Source organism: Spirillospora sp. NPDC052242, assembly GCF_040679555.1.
Lineage (GTDB): Bacteria > Actinomycetota > Actinomycetes > Streptosporangiales > Streptosporangiaceae > Spirillospora.
The window spans coordinates 75,844-90,488 of sequence record NZ_JBFAUZ010000026.1; the positions used below are offsets into that span (position 1 = coordinate 75,844).

General features: G+C 74.6%; 12 protein-coding genes. 7 read left to right on the forward strand and 5 right to left on the reverse strand.

Annotated elements, in window-relative coordinates:
• Window positions 1–67 precede the first annotated feature (67 nt).
• Together AB0L25_RS22075 and AB0L25_RS22080 are read left to right on the forward strand one after the other, a co-directional pair.
• Complete coding sequence (locus AB0L25_RS22075; RefSeq protein ID WP_500174513.1) at window positions 68–868, forward strand: SDR family oxidoreductase; 801 nt, start codon at window positions 68–70, stop codon at window positions 866–868.
• Entirely contained in the window at window positions 865–1,773 is a 909-nt protein-coding gene (locus tag AB0L25_RS22080) for an SDR family oxidoreductase (RefSeq protein WP_500174514.1), read from the forward strand. The genes AB0L25_RS22075 and AB0L25_RS22080 overlap by 4 nt, the downstream gene beginning before the upstream one ends.
• Before the next feature lie 10 nt (window positions 1,774–1,783).
• Here AB0L25_RS22080 and AB0L25_RS22085 read toward each other — a convergent pair whose 3' ends face one another.
• Window positions 1,784–2,731 carry an AraC family transcriptional regulator gene (locus tag AB0L25_RS22085; protein ID WP_500174515.1) on the reverse strand — a complete coding sequence of 316 codons (948 nt, stop codon included), beginning with the start codon at window positions 2,729–2,731 and terminating at the stop codon, window positions 1,784–1,786.
• Window positions 2,732–2,804: 73 nt separating this feature from the next.
• On the opposite strand from AB0L25_RS22085, the gene AB0L25_RS22090 reads away from it, so the two are divergent.
• Window positions 2,805–3,659 carry an NAD(P)H-binding protein gene (locus tag AB0L25_RS22090; protein WP_500174516.1) on the forward strand — a complete coding sequence of 285 codons (855 nt, stop codon included), beginning with the start codon at window positions 2,805–2,807 and terminating at the stop codon, window positions 3,657–3,659.
• On the opposite strand, the gene AB0L25_RS22095 is transcribed toward AB0L25_RS22090, so the two are convergent.
• Window positions 3,644–5,116: a protein kinase domain-containing protein gene (locus AB0L25_RS22095; RefSeq protein WP_500174517.1), complete on the reverse strand. Its 1,473-nt coding sequence runs from the start codon at window positions 5,114–5,116 to the stop codon at window positions 3,644–3,646. The genes AB0L25_RS22090 and AB0L25_RS22095 overlap by 16 nt on opposite strands.
• A gap of 239 nt (window positions 5,117–5,355) precedes the next feature.
• On the opposite strand from AB0L25_RS22095, the gene hrpA reads away from it, so the two are divergent.
• The gene (hrpA, locus tag AB0L25_RS22100; RefSeq protein WP_500174518.1) at window positions 5,356–9,339 is read left to right on the forward strand and encodes an ATP-dependent RNA helicase HrpA; all 3,984 of its coding nucleotides are present in this window, start codon (window positions 5,356–5,358) and stop codon (window positions 9,337–9,339) included.
• Window positions 9,340–9,376: 37 nt separating this feature from the next.
• Here hrpA and AB0L25_RS22105 read toward each other — a convergent pair whose 3' ends face one another.
• Complete coding sequence (locus AB0L25_RS22105) at window positions 9,377–9,604, reverse strand: hypothetical protein (protein WP_500174519.1); 228 nt, start codon at window positions 9,602–9,604, stop codon at window positions 9,377–9,379.
• Window positions 9,605–9,665: 61 nt separating this feature from the next.
• Here AB0L25_RS22105 and pip point away from each other — a divergent pair, with 61 nt between their 5' ends.
• Together pip and AB0L25_RS22115 are read left to right on the forward strand one after the other, a co-directional pair.
• The gene (gene pip, locus AB0L25_RS22110) at window positions 9,666–10,616 is read left to right on the forward strand and encodes a prolyl aminopeptidase (RefSeq protein WP_500174520.1); all 951 of its coding nucleotides are present in this window, start codon (window positions 9,666–9,668) and stop codon (window positions 10,614–10,616) included.
• Window positions 10,617–10,893: 277 nt separating this feature from the next.
• Complete coding sequence (locus tag AB0L25_RS22115; RefSeq protein WP_500174521.1) at window positions 10,894–12,228, forward strand: chromosome segregation ATPase; 1,335 nt, start codon at window positions 10,894–10,896, stop codon at window positions 12,226–12,228.
• Between the two features lie 54 nt (window positions 12,229–12,282).
• Here the strand turns inward: AB0L25_RS22115 and AB0L25_RS22120 are convergent, their stop codons facing one another.
• A complete protein-coding gene (locus tag AB0L25_RS22120) occupies window positions 12,283–12,972 on the reverse strand; it encodes a hypothetical protein (RefSeq protein ID WP_500174522.1) in 690 nt (229 codons plus the stop codon).
• Window positions 12,973–13,091: 119 nt separating this feature from the next.
• Window positions 13,092–13,607, reverse strand: coding sequence for a hypothetical protein (locus tag AB0L25_RS22125; RefSeq protein WP_378301868.1), 516 nt, complete (start codon window positions 13,605–13,607; stop codon window positions 13,092–13,094).
• Between the two features lie 232 nt (window positions 13,608–13,839).
• Between AB0L25_RS22125 and AB0L25_RS22130 the strand changes: the two genes are divergently transcribed.
• Complete coding sequence (locus AB0L25_RS22130) at window positions 13,840–14,640, forward strand: ABC transporter ATP-binding protein (protein ID WP_500174523.1); 801 nt, start codon at window positions 13,840–13,842, stop codon at window positions 14,638–14,640.
• Window positions 14,641–14,645: the final 5 nt, after the last annotated feature.

A 14,645-nucleotide genomic window follows, 5' to 3' on the forward strand; every position in this document is an offset into this window, starting at 1 on the left:
ACCAAACATTTGTTAGAACTGACCGTAGCAGAGGTGCAAAAGGAGGCGGGATGCCCGAGGTGGTGGGATGTCACTGACGCTGGACCTGAGCGGGAAGACCGTCGTGGTCACCGGAGGCGTGCGCGGCGTGGGCGCGGGCATCAGCCGCGCCTTCCTCGCGGCGGGCGCCGACGTGGTGGCCGTCGGCCGCCGCGACCCCGACGCGCTCCCCGAGGCGGACGGACGCGCGGCGCGGTTCGTCCCGCTGGACGTGCGCAAGCCCGAGGCCGTCGAGGAGTTCATGAACGGCCTCGACCGCGTGGACGTGCTCGTCAACAACGCGGGCGGCGGCCCCTTCCTGCCCCTCGCCGACGGGGAGCTGCGGACCCACTCCAAGATCATCGAGCTGAACCTGACCGCGCCGCTGCTCATGGCCCGCGCCGCCTACCCGCGGATGCGCGAGCTGGACACCGGCGGCTCGGTCATCAACATCGGCAGCGTCAGCGGCGTCCGGCCCTCGCCCGGCACGTCCGCCTACGGCGCCGCGAAGGCCGGGCTGCACAGCCTCACCCGGTCCCTGGCCGTCGAGTGGGCGCCGCACGTCCGGGTGAACACGCTGATCCTCGGCATGATCCGCACCGAGACCGCGCACCTGCACTACGGCGACGAGGAGGGGATCGCGGCGGTCGGCCGCACCGTCCCCATGGGCCGCCTCGGCACCCCCGACGAGGTCGGCGGCGCCTGCGTCTACCTGGCGTCCGACCTGGCCTCCTACGTCACCGGCACCGAGATGCTGCTGCACGGCGGGGGCGAGCGCCCCGCCTTCCTGGACGCCGCCACCGTGAACAAGGACGGGACCGCCGGCGCGAACGAGAAGGAGACACGATGATCTGCAAGGACCGCGTCGTCGCCGTCACCGGGGCCGGCCGCGGCCTCGGCCGCGCGCACGCCCTCGAGTTCGCCCGGCAGGGCGCCCTCGTCGTCGTCAACGACCTCGGCGTCGCCCGCGACGGCACCGGGGACGCCGCCGACGGCCCCGCGCAGGAGGTCGTCCGGGAGATCGAGGCGCTCGGCGGGAAGGCCGTCGCCAGCACCGACGACATCGCCACCGACGCCGGCGCCGCCGCGCTCGTCGGCACCGCCGTCGAGACGTTCGGGCGGCTGGACGTCCTGGTCAACAACGCCGGGTTCCTGCGCGACCGGATGCTCGTCAACCTCTCCGAGGACGAGTGGGACGCGGTCATGCGCGTCCACCTCAAGGGCCACTTCCTGCCGCTCAAGCACGCCGGCCTGCACTGGCGCGCCGAGAGCAAGGCGGGCCGCCCGGTGGACGCCCGGGTGATCAACACCTCGTCCGGCGCCGGGCTGCTCGGCAGCGTCGGGCAGAGCAACTACTCGGCGGCCAAGGCCGGCATCGTCGGCCTCACCCTCGTCGCTTCCGCCGAGCTCGGCCGGTACGGGGTGACGGTCAACGCGATCGCGCCCGCCGCCCGCACCCGGATGACCGAGGAGGTCTTCGCGCAGACGATGGCCGCGCCCGCCGAGGGCGAGTTCGACGCGATGGCCCCCGAGAACGTGTCCCCGCTCGTCGTCTGGCTCGGCTCGGCCGAGTCCCGCGACGTCACCGGCCGCGTCTTCGAGGCCGAGGGCGGCAAGATCTGCGTGATGGACGCCTTCCGGCACGGCCCGGCCGCCGACAAGGGCGCCCGCTGGGACCCGGCCGAGGTCGGCGAGGTCGTCGCCGGCCTGCTCGCGCAGGCCCCCGCCCCCGAGCCGGTCTACGGCGCGTCCTGACCCCGGACGGTCAGGCGTTCGCGGCGTCGCGCAGCACGCTGCTCGGCGCGGCGCCGCGAACCCGCTTGAACGCGTTGCTGAACGCGAACCCGTCGGCGTACCCGACGCGCCGCGCCACCGACGCCACCGTCGCGCCGGGCTCGCGCAGCAGGTCGGCGGCCAGCGTCATCCGCCATTCGGTGAGGTAGGCCAGCGGCGGGCGGCCGACCAGCTCGGTGAACCGCCGCGCGAACACCGCTCGCGACTGCCCCGCCTCGGCCGCCAGCTCCGCCACCGTCCACGGCCGCGCCGGGCTCTCGTGCAGCAGCCGCAGCGCGCGCCCGACGTGCGGGTCGCCGAGCGCCCGGTACCCGGCGGGCGGCTCGGCGTCCGGCCGCGCGAACCACGCGCGCAGCGCCCGCACCAGCAGCATGTCCAGCAGCCGGTCCAGGATGATCTGCTGGCCCGGCTCCTCCCGCGCGACCTCGACCGCCAGCAGGTCCAGCAGCGGCGCGAAGTCCGGCCGGGCCGGGACGACCGCCAGCGGGGGCAGCGCCTCCAGCAGCCGCTCGGACACGTCGCCGCGCATCGGGTACTCGGCGGTGACGAACAGGTCCGAGCCGTCCGGCACGAGCCCGAACGTGCGCGGCCCGAGCCGGAAGTTGTGCCCGGCGGTCGCGGGGCCGCCGTCGACCGCGTAGCAGCGGTCGGCGTCCAGCACCACGATCTCCGGTTCGGCGCCGGGACGGTCGCCGGCGACGATCGGGGCGCCGCCCCGCAGCAGCACGATGTCCCCCTGCCCGGCCCGCACCGGCTCCCCGCCGTCGCGGGCGATCCAGCCGGTGCCCCGGAGCATCGTGGCGAGCGACAGCGGCGCGGGCGCCGCGAACCGCACCGCCCACGGCGGTTGCGCCACGGAGCGGCAGTACACGGCGCCGCGGGCCCGCACCCCGGCCAGCAGATCGTCCAGGAGGTCCATGCCGAGACGATCTCACATGCCTTCGAGACGCGCGGCCATGGAACGTCTCCGTGCCCGCTGGTGTGCTGGGCCCATGACCGATTCACCGATTCTCGTGCTCGGCGCCCGCGGCAAGACCGGCCGCCGCGTCACCGCCCGCCTCACCGCCCGCGGCGTCCCCGTCCGCGCCGCGTCCCGTACGACCGGGACGATCTTCGAGTGGGCCGACCGGGCCACCTGGGGTCCCGCGCTGGACGGCGCCGGCGCCGTTTACCTCGTCCCGATGAACGAGACCGTCGACCAGGACGCCGTCGCCGAGTTCGCGGACGCCGCGGTCGCGGCGGGCGTCCGGCGGCTCGTGCTGCTCGCGGCGCGCGGCGTCGACGGCGCGCCGCAGCCCGCCCAGGAGCCCGCCGAGCGCGCCGTCCGCGAGTCGGGGGCGGAGTGGACGATCCTGCGCCCGGCCTGGTTCGCGCAGAACTTCAGTGAGGACTTCTTCCGCGAACCCCTGCTGGCGGGCGAGCTCGCGCTGCCCACCGGGGAGGGGCGCGAGGCGTTCGTGGACGCCGGGGACATCGCCGACGTGGCCGTCGCCGCGCTCACCGGCGCCGGGCACGCGGGGGAGGTGTACGAGCTGTCGGGGCCGGAGCCGCTGCCGTTCCGCGCCGCCGCGCGGATGATCGCGGAGGCGTCGGGACGCGACATCCGGTACACGCCGCTGGAGGTGCCGGAGTTCACCGCGCTGCTGGAGGCGCAGGGCGTGCCGGCGGCGTTCGCCGAGATGCTGGCGGGCCTGCTGGCCGACCTCCGCGACGGCGCCGGCGACCGGGTGAGCGACGGCGTCCGCCGCGCGCTCGGCCGGAACCCGCGGCCGTTCGCCGAGTACGTGAAGGAGGCGGCCGCCGCCGGGGCTTGGGCGGCGGCGCCCGCCGGTCAGCGCGGCCGGTAGTCCTCCAGGTACCGGCGGACCTTCTCCGCGTAGGCCCGGTACTCCGCCGGGACGCCGCCCGCCTTGACCACCGTCTTGGACGACGTGCGGTACGTCGCGGCGAGGTTCAGCGCGGGATCGCCCGGGACGCCCTCGAGGTCCTTGCCCCAGTAGCACAGGAAACGGCCCATCGCCGGAATCGACAGCTCCGGGGTGATCTCCGCCGGCCTGGGCTCGGGGTTGTCGAGGCCGCCGGGCTGCCAGTGCACGAGGACGCGCGGCGTCCAGCGGGCGATCCCGTACTCGTCCTTCGCCGGGTCCGCCAGGTGCGGGTCGAAGCCGCTCTCCGCCTTGAGCATCGCGGCGATCAGCGCCGGGCTCAGCCCGGGCATCTCGCACCATTCCCCGGCCTCGACGATCAGGTCGCGGTACCGCGCCGGGACGTCGGAGCCGGGCCGGAACCAGCGCCCGTCGGCGCCGGTCGCCGCGCCGGTCACCGCCGCTCCGCCGCCGCCCGCGCCGCCGAACAGCCAGAACGCGGCGCCCGCGGCGAGGGCGCAGGCCAGCGCCCCCGCCCCGGCGAGGACGACCCGGCGCCGGCGGCGCGGGGCGTCCGCGCCCGGGACGGTCGGCGGCGCGTCCGGGCGGGTCGGCGGCGGCGCGGGCGGCCCGGCCGCGCCCGCTGCCGCGTCCAGGCCCTCCAGCGCGGCCCCGAACTCGGCCGCCGTCCGCCAGCGCCGCTCCCGGTCGGGCTCGAGCGCCCGCAGCACCGCCGCGTCCACCTCCGGCGGGACGCCCGGACGGACGTCGCCCGGCGGGCGGGCCGGGGTGCCGGGCGGCTCCCCGGTGAGCAGGTGGTAGGCGAGGGCGCCGAGCCCGTAGACGTCGGCGCGGTGGTCGGGCGCCCCGTCGACCTGCGTCTGCTCGGGCGCCATGTAGCCGGGCGACCCGGCGGGCAGCGTCAGGCTGGACAGGTGGTCGCCGGTCCGCGCGATGCCCAGGTCGGCGATCATGACGCGCTCGCCGCCGCCCGGCACCGTCCGCAGCAGCACGTTCGACGGCTTGAGGTCCCGGTGGACGATCCCGAGGTCGTGCAGGTCCTGCGCGCCGCGCGCGATCTCGCGGGCGAGGGCCAGCGCGTCCGCGAGCGCGCCGGGCCCGGCGGGCGGCCCGGCCGCGAGCCGCTCCTCCAGCGTGCCGAGGTCGGCGTAGGTCATCACGAAGTACGGGCGCCCGCCGGGCAGCTCGCCGATGTCGAAGACCTGCACGAGCCGGTGCGAGTCGGCGCGGCGCAGCAGCCGGGCCTCCTGGACGAACCGTTCCCGCACGTCGGCGTGGAGCGTCCAGTGCTCGCCGAGGATCTTGATCGCGACGGGGGAGTCGAGGTCCGGGTCGTGGCCCAGCCAGACGGACGCGAAGCCGCCCGTCCCGAGGAGGCGGTCGATCCGGTAGCGGCCGGCGGCGCTCGGTGTGCTCACGCCTCCCCATGGTGACTCATCGGAGGCCCCCGCGCACTACGTTGCGTGATGATTCCGGTACGTCCGGCCATCGGGGAATGGCGGTGTCCGGGGACGCGTTGTGGTTCGGGCGCCGCGGAAAAATGGATCGCCCCGCCGTGAGCCGTCCGGCTACCGTGCAAAGGTTCCGAGGGCGGCGCCCGATGAGCCCCCGGCCGAGGTAGGGGCGCGACGCCCGCGGCCTATCCTTGTCAACGGTTATGAGGACGCCTGTGAGATCGCCGCTCGCCGACCTGCGCGCGCGCCTGCCCGAACTGATGCCGCGCGACCGCAGCAGGCTGCGCCGCCGCATCGACGGCACCGAGAAGATCAAGGACGCCGCGCGGCGGGCGAAGGTCGCCGAGGAGGTCGCCGCCGAGGTCGCGGCCGCCGAGCGCCGCGTCGAGCGGCGCCGCGCCGCCGTCCCGGCGATCACCTACCCGGCGGAGCTGCCGGTCTCGCAGAAGAAGGACGACATCCTCGCGGCCGTCCGCGACCACCAAGTCGTGATCGTCGCGGGCGAGACGGGGTCCGGCAAGACCACCCAGATCCCCAAGATCTGCCTGGAGCTGGGCCGCGGCGTGCTCGGCTCCATCGGGCACACGCAGCCGCGCCGGCTCGCCGCCCGCACCGTCGCCGACCGCATCGCCGAGGAGCTCGGCACCGAGCTGGGCGACGCCGTCGGGTACAAGGTGCGGTTCACCGACCGGTCGAGCGACGACACGCTCGTCAAGCTGATGACGGACGGCATCCTGCTCGCCGAGATCCAGACGGACCGGCTGCTGCGGCAGTACGACACACTGATCATCGACGAGGCGCACGAGCGCAGCCTCAACATCGACTTCCTGCTCGGGTACGTCAAGGAGATCCTGCCGAAGCGGCCCGACCTCAAAGTGATCATCACCTCCGCGACGATCGACCCGGAGCGGTTCTCCCGGCACTTCGGCGACGCCCCGATCGTGGAGGTGTCCGGCCGCACCTACCCGGTCGAGGTCCGGTACCGGCCGGTCACCGACCCCGACGACCCGTCCGCCGACCCCGACCGCGACCAGATCCAGGCGATCATCGACGCGGTGGACGAGCTGGGCCGCGAGGCCCCCGGGGACGTCCTGGTGTTCCTCAGCGGCGAACGGGAGATCCGCGACACCGCGGAGGCGCTGACCAAGCACCTCGCGCGGCAGCGGGGGACCACCGAGGTCCTGCCCCTGTACGCGCGGCTGTCGGCGGCCGAGCAGCACCGCGTGTTCCAGCCGCACCGCGGGCGCCGCATCGTCCTGTCGACGAACGTCGCGGAGACGTCCCTGACCGTCCCGGGCATCAAGTACGTCGTCGACCCCGGCACCGCCCGGATCTCCCGCTACAGCCACCGCCTGAAGGTGCAGCGGCTCCCGATCGAGCCGGTGTCGCAGGCGTCGGCGAACCAGCGCAAGGGCCGCTGCGGCCGCGTCTCCGACGGCGTGTGCATCCGGCTGTACTCCGAGGAGGACTTCGAGTCCCGCCCGGAGTTCACCGATCCGGAGATCCTGCGCACGAACCTCGCGTCCGTCATCCTGCAGATGACGGCCCTCGGGCTCGGCGACATCGCCGCGTTCCCGTTCGTCGAGCCGCCGGACCGCCGCAACGTCAAGGCGGGCGTCGACCTGCTGCACGAGCTGGGCGCGATCGACCCGGCCGAGAAGGACCCGCGCAAGCGCCTCACCCCGCTCGGCCGCCGCCTCGCGCAGCTCCCGGTGGACCCGCGGCTGGCCCGCATGGTCCTGGAGGCCGACCGCAACGGCTGCGTCCGCGAGGTCCTCGTGATCGCCGCCGCGCTGTCCATCCAGGACCCGCGGGAGCGGCCCGCCGAGCACCAGCAGGCCGCCGACGAGAAGCACCGCCGGTTCGCCGACCCGACCTCCGACTTCCTCGCGTACCTGAACCTGTGGAACTACCTGCGGGAGCGGCAGAAGGAGCTGTCGGGCAGCGCGTTCCGCCGGATGTGCAAGAACGAGTTTCTGCACTTCCTGCGCATCCGCGAATGGCAGGACCTGCACGGCCAGCTCAAGCAGGTCGCCAAGTCCCTCGGCGTCACCCTGAACGACGCCGAGGCCGCGCCCGACCGCGTCCACGTGTCGCTGCTGTCCGGCCTGCTGTCGCACATCGGGCTGATGGACACGCCCGGACGGACCGAGCGGGCTGGACGCGGCGACCCGGCCAAGCGCGAGAAACCGCGGCGCGGGCACGAGTACATCGGGGCGCGCGGCGCGAAGTTCGCCGTGTTCCCCGGGTCGGCGCTGTTCAAGAAGCCGCCGCGCTGGGTGATGTCGGCCGAGCTCGTCGAGACGTCCCGGCTGTGGGGCCGGATCAACGCCAAGATCGAGCCCGAGTGGGTCGAGCCGCTCGCCGGGCACCTGGTGAAGCGCAACTACAGCGAGCCGCACTGGTCGAAGAAGCAGGCCGCGGTCATGGCGCACGAGAAGGTCACCCTCTACGGCGTGCCGATCGTCGCCGACCGCCGCGTCAACTACGGCTCCATCGACCCGGCGCTGTCGCGCGAGCTGTTCATCCGGCACGCGCTCGTCGAGGGCGACTGGGAGACCCACCACAAGTTCTTCCACGACAACCGGGCCCTGCTCGACGAGGTCGAGGAGCTGGAGCACCGCGCCCGGCGCCGCGACATCCTCGTGGACGACGAGACGCTGTTCGACTTCTACGACGCCCGGATCCCCGCGGACGTCGTGTCGGGTCGGCACTTCGACACCTGGTGGAAGAAGGCGCGCCGCACCGACCCCGACCTGCTCGGGTTCGAGAAGTCGATGCTCATCAACGACTCCGCCGACGGGGTCAGCGAGGCCGACTACCCGGACGTGTGGAAGCAGGGGCCGCTGCGGCTGCGGCTGACGTACCAGTTCGAGCCGGGCGCGGACGCCGACGGCGTGACCGTCCACATCCCGGTGGAGGTCCTCAACCAGGTCCGCTCGGACGGCTTCGAGTGGCAGGTCCCCGGCCTGCGCGCCGAGCTGGTCACCGAGCTGATCCGGTCGCTGCCCAAGCAGCTGCGGGTCAACTTCGTGCCCGCGCCCGACTACGCCCGCAAGGTCCTCGACCGGGTCGCGCCGCGCAGCGAACCGCTCCTGGACGCGCTGGAGCGCGAGCTGACGGCGCTGACGAGCGTCCCGGTGGCGCGGGAGGCGTGGGACCCCTCGCGCCTGCCCGCCCACCTGCGGATCACGTTCCGCGTCGTCGGCGACGAGCCCGGCCGGAAGGGGAAGCGCACCCTCGGCGAGGGCACCGACCTGGACGAGCTGAAGCGCCGCCTCGCGGGCAAGGTGCGGGGCACCCTGTCGAAGGCGGCGTCGACCGTCGAGCGGACCGGCCTCACCGACTGGACGATCGGTGAGCTGCCCCGCACCTACGAGCGGAAGCAGGCGGGTTACGACGTCAAGGCGTATCCCGCGCTCACCGACGAGGGCGATTCGGTGGCCGTCCGGATGTACGAGACGGAGGCCGAGCAGCGCCGCGCGATGTGGCGCGGCACCCGCCGCCTCGTCCTGCTGAACGCGCCGTCGCCGGTGAAGCTCATCCAGAGCCGCCTCACCAACCAGGGCAAGCTGGCGCTCAGCCACAACCCGCACGGCTCCATCGCCGCGCTGTTCGACGACTGCGTCACCGCCGCCGCCGACCGGCTCATGGCCGAGGCGGGCGGCCCCGCCTGGGACGAGGCCGGGTTCCGCGCCCTGTACGACCGGGTCCGCGCCGACCTGCACGACGCGACGGCGCAGATCGTCGCGCAGGTCGAGCGGATCCTGGCCGAGGCGCACGAGGCCGACCGCCGCATCCGCGGGACGAAGAGCATCACGCTCGTCCCGGCGCTGTCCGACGCGCGCGGCCATCTGGAGTCGCTCGTCCGGCCCGGGTTCGTCACCGCGACGGGCGCGGCGCGGCTGCCCGACCTCGTCCGCTACCTGCGCGCCCTCCAGGCCAGGCTCGACAAGCTTCCGGAGAACCCGAACCGGGACCGGCTGCTCGCGGGCCAGGTCGAGGCGCTCAAGGAGGAGTACCGCCGGACGCTGCAGCGGCTGCATCCGGCGCGCCGCGAGGACGAGCCGGTGCGGCACGTCCGGTGGATGATCGAGGAGTTCCGGGTGAGCCTGTTCGCCCAGCAGCTCGGTACGCGCTACCCCGTGTCGGACAAGCGCATCCGGAAGGCCATGGCCCAGTTGTGACCCGCCTCCCGCCCCGCGCCGGGGCGGGAGCGTCGGGTCAGTACGCCTGGACGGAGGCGAACATCTCCAGGTGGCCGCACCCGCGGCAGCGGTACGCGTCGATCTGCCAGCGGTCCTTGCCGAAGCGCTTCGCGCCCCCGAGGATCCCGAGCTTCAGGGGGCCGGGGATCCAGCGGGCGTACCCCTTGCTGTGCTCGCCGGCGTCCTCGATGAACCCCGGGTCCAGTTCCGTGCCGTCGCATTGCGTGCACCTGATCGCCGTCACCCCGCGATGGTAGGCCGGTTGCGCTCATGATCGAGTAGCCGATACGACTGGACACATGGGGTTGCGAGAGTTTTATCCGGTGGTTCGGCCTTACGACTCCGGACTCCTCGATGTCGGCGACGGCGAGGAGGTCTACTGGGAGGTCTGCGGGAATCCGGACGGCAAGGCGGCGGTGTTCCTGCACGGCGGCCCGGGCGGCGGTCTCCTGCCGGACCACCGGCGGTTCTTCGACCCGTCCGCCTACCGGGTCGTGCTGTTCGACCAGCGCGGCTGCGGGCGCAGCCGCCCGCACGCCGGCGACCCGTCCGTCCCGCTGGAGCGCAACACGACCCCGCACCTGGTCGCCGACATGGAGCGGCTCCGCGAGCATCTCGGCATCGGCCGCTGGCTCGTCTTCGGCGGCAGCTGGGGCAGCACGCTCGCGCTCGCCTACGCGCAGGCGCACCCCGACCGCGTGACGGAGATGGTGCTGCGCGGCGTCTACCTCGTCCGCCCCGAGGACGAGGCGTGGGCCTTCGCCCCCGGCGGCGCGTCGCGGCTGTTCCCCGCCGAGTGGGCGGCGTTCCGCGACGCGATCCCGGCGGACGAGCGGGACGACCTGGTCGCCGCCTACGGCCGCCGCATCGGCCACCCGGACCCGGCAGTCCGGACGCCCGCGGTCCGCGCGTGGATCGACTGGGAGCTGACGGCCAACACGCTGCTGCCCGTGGCGCCTCCGGATCTGGACGACGCGGCCGCGCTGGCGTTCGCGCGCATCAGCCACCACTACATCGCCGCCGGCGGGTTCCTGCCGCCGGAGGGCCTCCTCGCGGGCGTCGACCGGATCCGGCACGTCCCGGCCGTGATCGTGAACGGCCGCTACGACATGAAGACCCCGCCCGACCAGGCGTGGGAACTGCACCGGGCGTGGCCCGAAGCTGAGTTCCACATCGTGGAGGACGCGGGGCACGGCGGGTCCGAACCGGGCGTCCGGCACCGGCTGATCGAGGCGACCGACGCCTTCCGGCCCTGATCACGGGACGTTCCGGGCGCATCGGCGGCCGGGCCGCCGGATCGGCGGTCCGGGCCGTTTTCCGTCGCCGGGTGCGTCGTGGACGGCCCCACATCTGGCACCCAAGTCACTGCGGTCACGCCAACTAGTGCGTATCGTTCATTCCATGCCTAACAGCCAAGAGCGCGACAATAGCGGCCCGCAGGAGACGGCCGCGACGTCTTCTGCCGCGGTCCCCGGGGGACCGCGCGGCGACGTCGGCGCGTCCGGGGGATCGGGGGAGACGGCGGTGGCCCGCATGGGCGACCCCGTCGCGGTGTGGCCGTGCGCGAACTGCGGGCGTCCCGTGCCGCAGCCGGTGGGGGCGACCCGCGTCGTCCGCTACTGCCAGGACGACGACGGCACGTGCGCGCGCGAGGCGCGCGAGCGCCGGGAGCGCGGCCGGGACGCGCCGGGCCTCACCGGGCAGGTCGCCTCCACCTGGGAGATGGTCGAGCGGCTGGAGAAGGCCGCCGACGTGCTCGCCGAGTCGCTGACCTCCGAGCTGAGCGTCGCCGGGGTGGAGCGGCGCGTCGCCGAGGTGCGGGCCGAGGCCGCCCGCGAGCTCGCCATCGCGCAGAGCGAGCGGGACGCGTCCCAGCGCCGGGCCGAGGAGGCCTGGCAGGAGGCGACGTCCGCCCGCCACCGCGCGGAGAACGCGGAGAAGGACGCCGAGCGGGCCCGCGAGGAGGCCAAGCTCGCGACCGCGAAGCGGGACGCCGCCCAGCAGGCCTGGGAGGAGGCGCACCAGATCGCGCAGCAGTCGATGACCGCGAAGCTGGCCGCCGAGAGCGAGCGGGACCGCGTCGCCGCCCGCGAGGCCGAGCTGCTGTCGGCGCTGGAGAGCGCCCGCGCCGAGCTCGTCGAGCTGCACGCCAAGGTGTCCGAGGCGGAGAGCGCCGCCGAGTCGCAGCGCGTCGAGGCGGCCGTCGCCAAGCAGGGCGCCGAGGACCTGCGCAACGCCATGCGGGACGCCGAGGCGCAGCGGCAGCGCGCGATGCAGGCCGCCAGCAAGGCGGAGGCCGAGCGCAGCGCCGCGCTGCGCGCCCAGTCCGAGGCCGAGGCGGAGGTCGTCCGCGTCCAGGCCCGCGCCGACGAGGCCGTCAAGGACCGCGACGCCGCGCTCGCCCAGGCGCAGGCCGCGGCGGCCGAGCGGGACGAGCTGACGGGCCGGCTGAACGACCAGGCCACGCAGCTGCGGCAGCTGTCGCAGTCGGTCGCCGACCAGCAGGCCGCGCTCACCGCGCTGGCCGAGGAGCGCGACGCGGCCCGCGCCGAGGCCGACCGCGCCCGCCGCCAGGTGGACCAGTTCACCCAGGGAACCTTCGCGTCGGGCGCCCCGCAGGGCGGCCGGATGCAGAGCGGGCAGATGCAGAGCACCGCCATGCAGAACGGCCAGCCGCACGGCCCGCAGGTGCCCGGGATGCCCCCGGGCCCGCCGCCGATCGGCGGCCCCGTCCAGGGCGGGACCGGACCGCACGGGACCCCCGGCGCCACGCCCTACCCGGTGCCCGGCCAGAACGGCGCCCACGCCGACCAGGGCCGCACCGTGAACGGCTCGGACCGGGAGGACCCCCTGTTCACCGGCCCGTGACCCGCGCCCGCGGGCCCGCCCGGCGGCACGGACGCCCGGCCGCCGGGCCCCGGATCAGCTCCCGAACCGCTCCGGGTCGATCTCGATCCAGATCTGCTCGGCGCGGCCCAGCAGCCGGCCGTCCGCCCCGTACAGCGCCGTCGCCGTGTGCGTCTTGCGGCCCTCGCGGGTGCGCGTCGCGCCCATGACGACGCAGCGCTCCCCGGCGGCGGGCACGTCGGAGACCTGCGCGGTCATCGTGCCGAGCACCGCCGGCCGTTCGGCCACGTCGAACGACCAGGCGCCCGGGCAGTCCAGCGCCGCCCACACCAGCTCCCGCCCGGGAACCTCCTCGGGCGTCCACGGCGTCGCGACCGTGTCCTCGGCGACCGCCCCCGGCTCCAGCCGCAGCCCGTCCCCCGGCTCGCGGTCCGGGCCGCACACGAAGCAGCCCGGGAACGGGTTGCCGCCCGCCGCCCGGTACTTCTCCGCGGCCCGCTCCGCCTCCTCGAACGAGACGCCCGGCACCGGCGGCACCACGATCGCGCCCGCCAGCGCCTCGGCGATCAGCCGCTCGCCGTCCCACAGCCGGACGCTGTGCCAGCGCTCGTCCTCCGCCGTCACGGTCAGCTCGGTGTCCAGCGGCGGAGGCTGCCGCAGGGTCACCGTGACGGTGTCGGTGGGCACCCGCTTCGCCAGCAGCCCCGCCACGTAGCCGCCGTTGCCCGACTCGTCCGGGCCGTGGAACCGTCTCTCGATGATCACTTGCCGTTTCCCCCGTGCTCACGATCCGCCGCAAAAACGGGACCGATCATAATGAGCCGGTCGGACGTCCGAAGCGCCGACCCCGTCCGCAATGGCGGAACGGGCCGGCGGGCGACGGTTCAGACGGCGCGCGACGGCTGCGGGCGGCCCGGCCGGGTGGTGAAGAAGACCGACAGCGAGCCCCGCAGGCGCGCCCGGACGGTCTCCTCGTCCACGGGCCCGTCCGGGCGGACGGGCGTGCGGTCCAGGGCGCGGGCGATGAGCCGGTCGACGTTGCGGTCGGCGACCAGCACCGAGCACGTGTCGCACGCGTACCACGGGTACAGCATGTTGAGGACGGCGACCGCGGTGTCGTCGTCCGACAGGTGCGTGGTGTCCAGCTCGACCTCGAACATGTCGGTGTCCTCGGGGTCGAGCGTGGGGTAGTACAGCCAGCTCGTCTCCGGACCCCCGCAGAAGTCGCACGCCCGGTCCTGCACGGCGGGTTCGCCGACCGCGAGCTCCAGCTCGTGGTCCCACGGCTCCACCCTGCGGTTGTGGCGGTAGCCGACGCCGTCGAGCGATCCCTCGCGGTTGTGCGTGACGTCGTGCACCTCGCCGCCGCAGCGGGCGCACATGAAGCCGATGTCCTCCATGTCCCTCCCCTGATCGCTGAGGCACCGGCTCTCACAGTATCCGTCCGAGCGCTCCCGTTGTACCCGGGTGTCGGGCGGTTCGGATAAGTTGAAGATCTTCCTCGACGCCCGCGCCCGGCGACCCCGGCCTCCGCCCGCGTCCGTCCGCCCCGGCGCGTCCCGCGGTTCAGATCCCCGTGACCCGGTGTTCCACGCCCCGTCGTGCGCGCCCGCATCCCGAACGGAGGTCCCGATGCCCCCCGCCGTGCCCGGCGTCGTCCTGAACGCCGACAAGATCGATCTCGTCCGCGAGCGGCGGCTCCTGCTCGATCAGGTGACCATGACGGTGCTGCGCGGGGAGCACTGGGCGCTGCTCGGGCCGAACGGCGCCGGAAAGAGCACCCTGCTCGGCATCCTCGGCGCCTACACCCACCCCACGCGGGGCTCCGCCGAGATCCTCGGGCACCGGCTCGGCCGCGTCGACGTGCAGCGGATCCGCACGATGATCGGCCACGTCAATCCCCGGCACCCGCTGGAGTCGGCGCGGACGGTCCGCGAGATCGTCCTCACCGGCGCCACCGGCACGATCGAGCTGGTGCCGCGCTGGACGCCCACCGACGGCGAGCTGCGCCGCGCCGACGAGCTGATCGCGCTGATGGGCCTGGCGCACCGCGCCGACGCCCGCTGGCCGAACCTGTCGCAAGGCGAGCGCGGCCGGTCGCTGATCGCGCGGGCGCTGATGCCCGACCCGCCGCTGCTGCTCCTCGACGAGCCCGCCACCGGACTGGACGTCGCCGCCCGGGAGCGGCTGCTCGCCAGCATCGACCGGCTCCGCGCCGACCGGCCCGACCTGACGACCGTGCTCGTCACCCACCATCTGGAGGAGCTGCCGACCAGCACCAGCCACGCGCTGCTCCTGCGGGAGGGGCGGGTGCTGGCGTCCGGCGCCGCCGCCGACGTGCTCACCACCGAGGCGGTCAGCGAATGCTTCGACCACCCGATCACGATCACCCGGAACAACGGCCGCTGGGCCGCGACCGCCGGGCCCGCGTAGCCGCG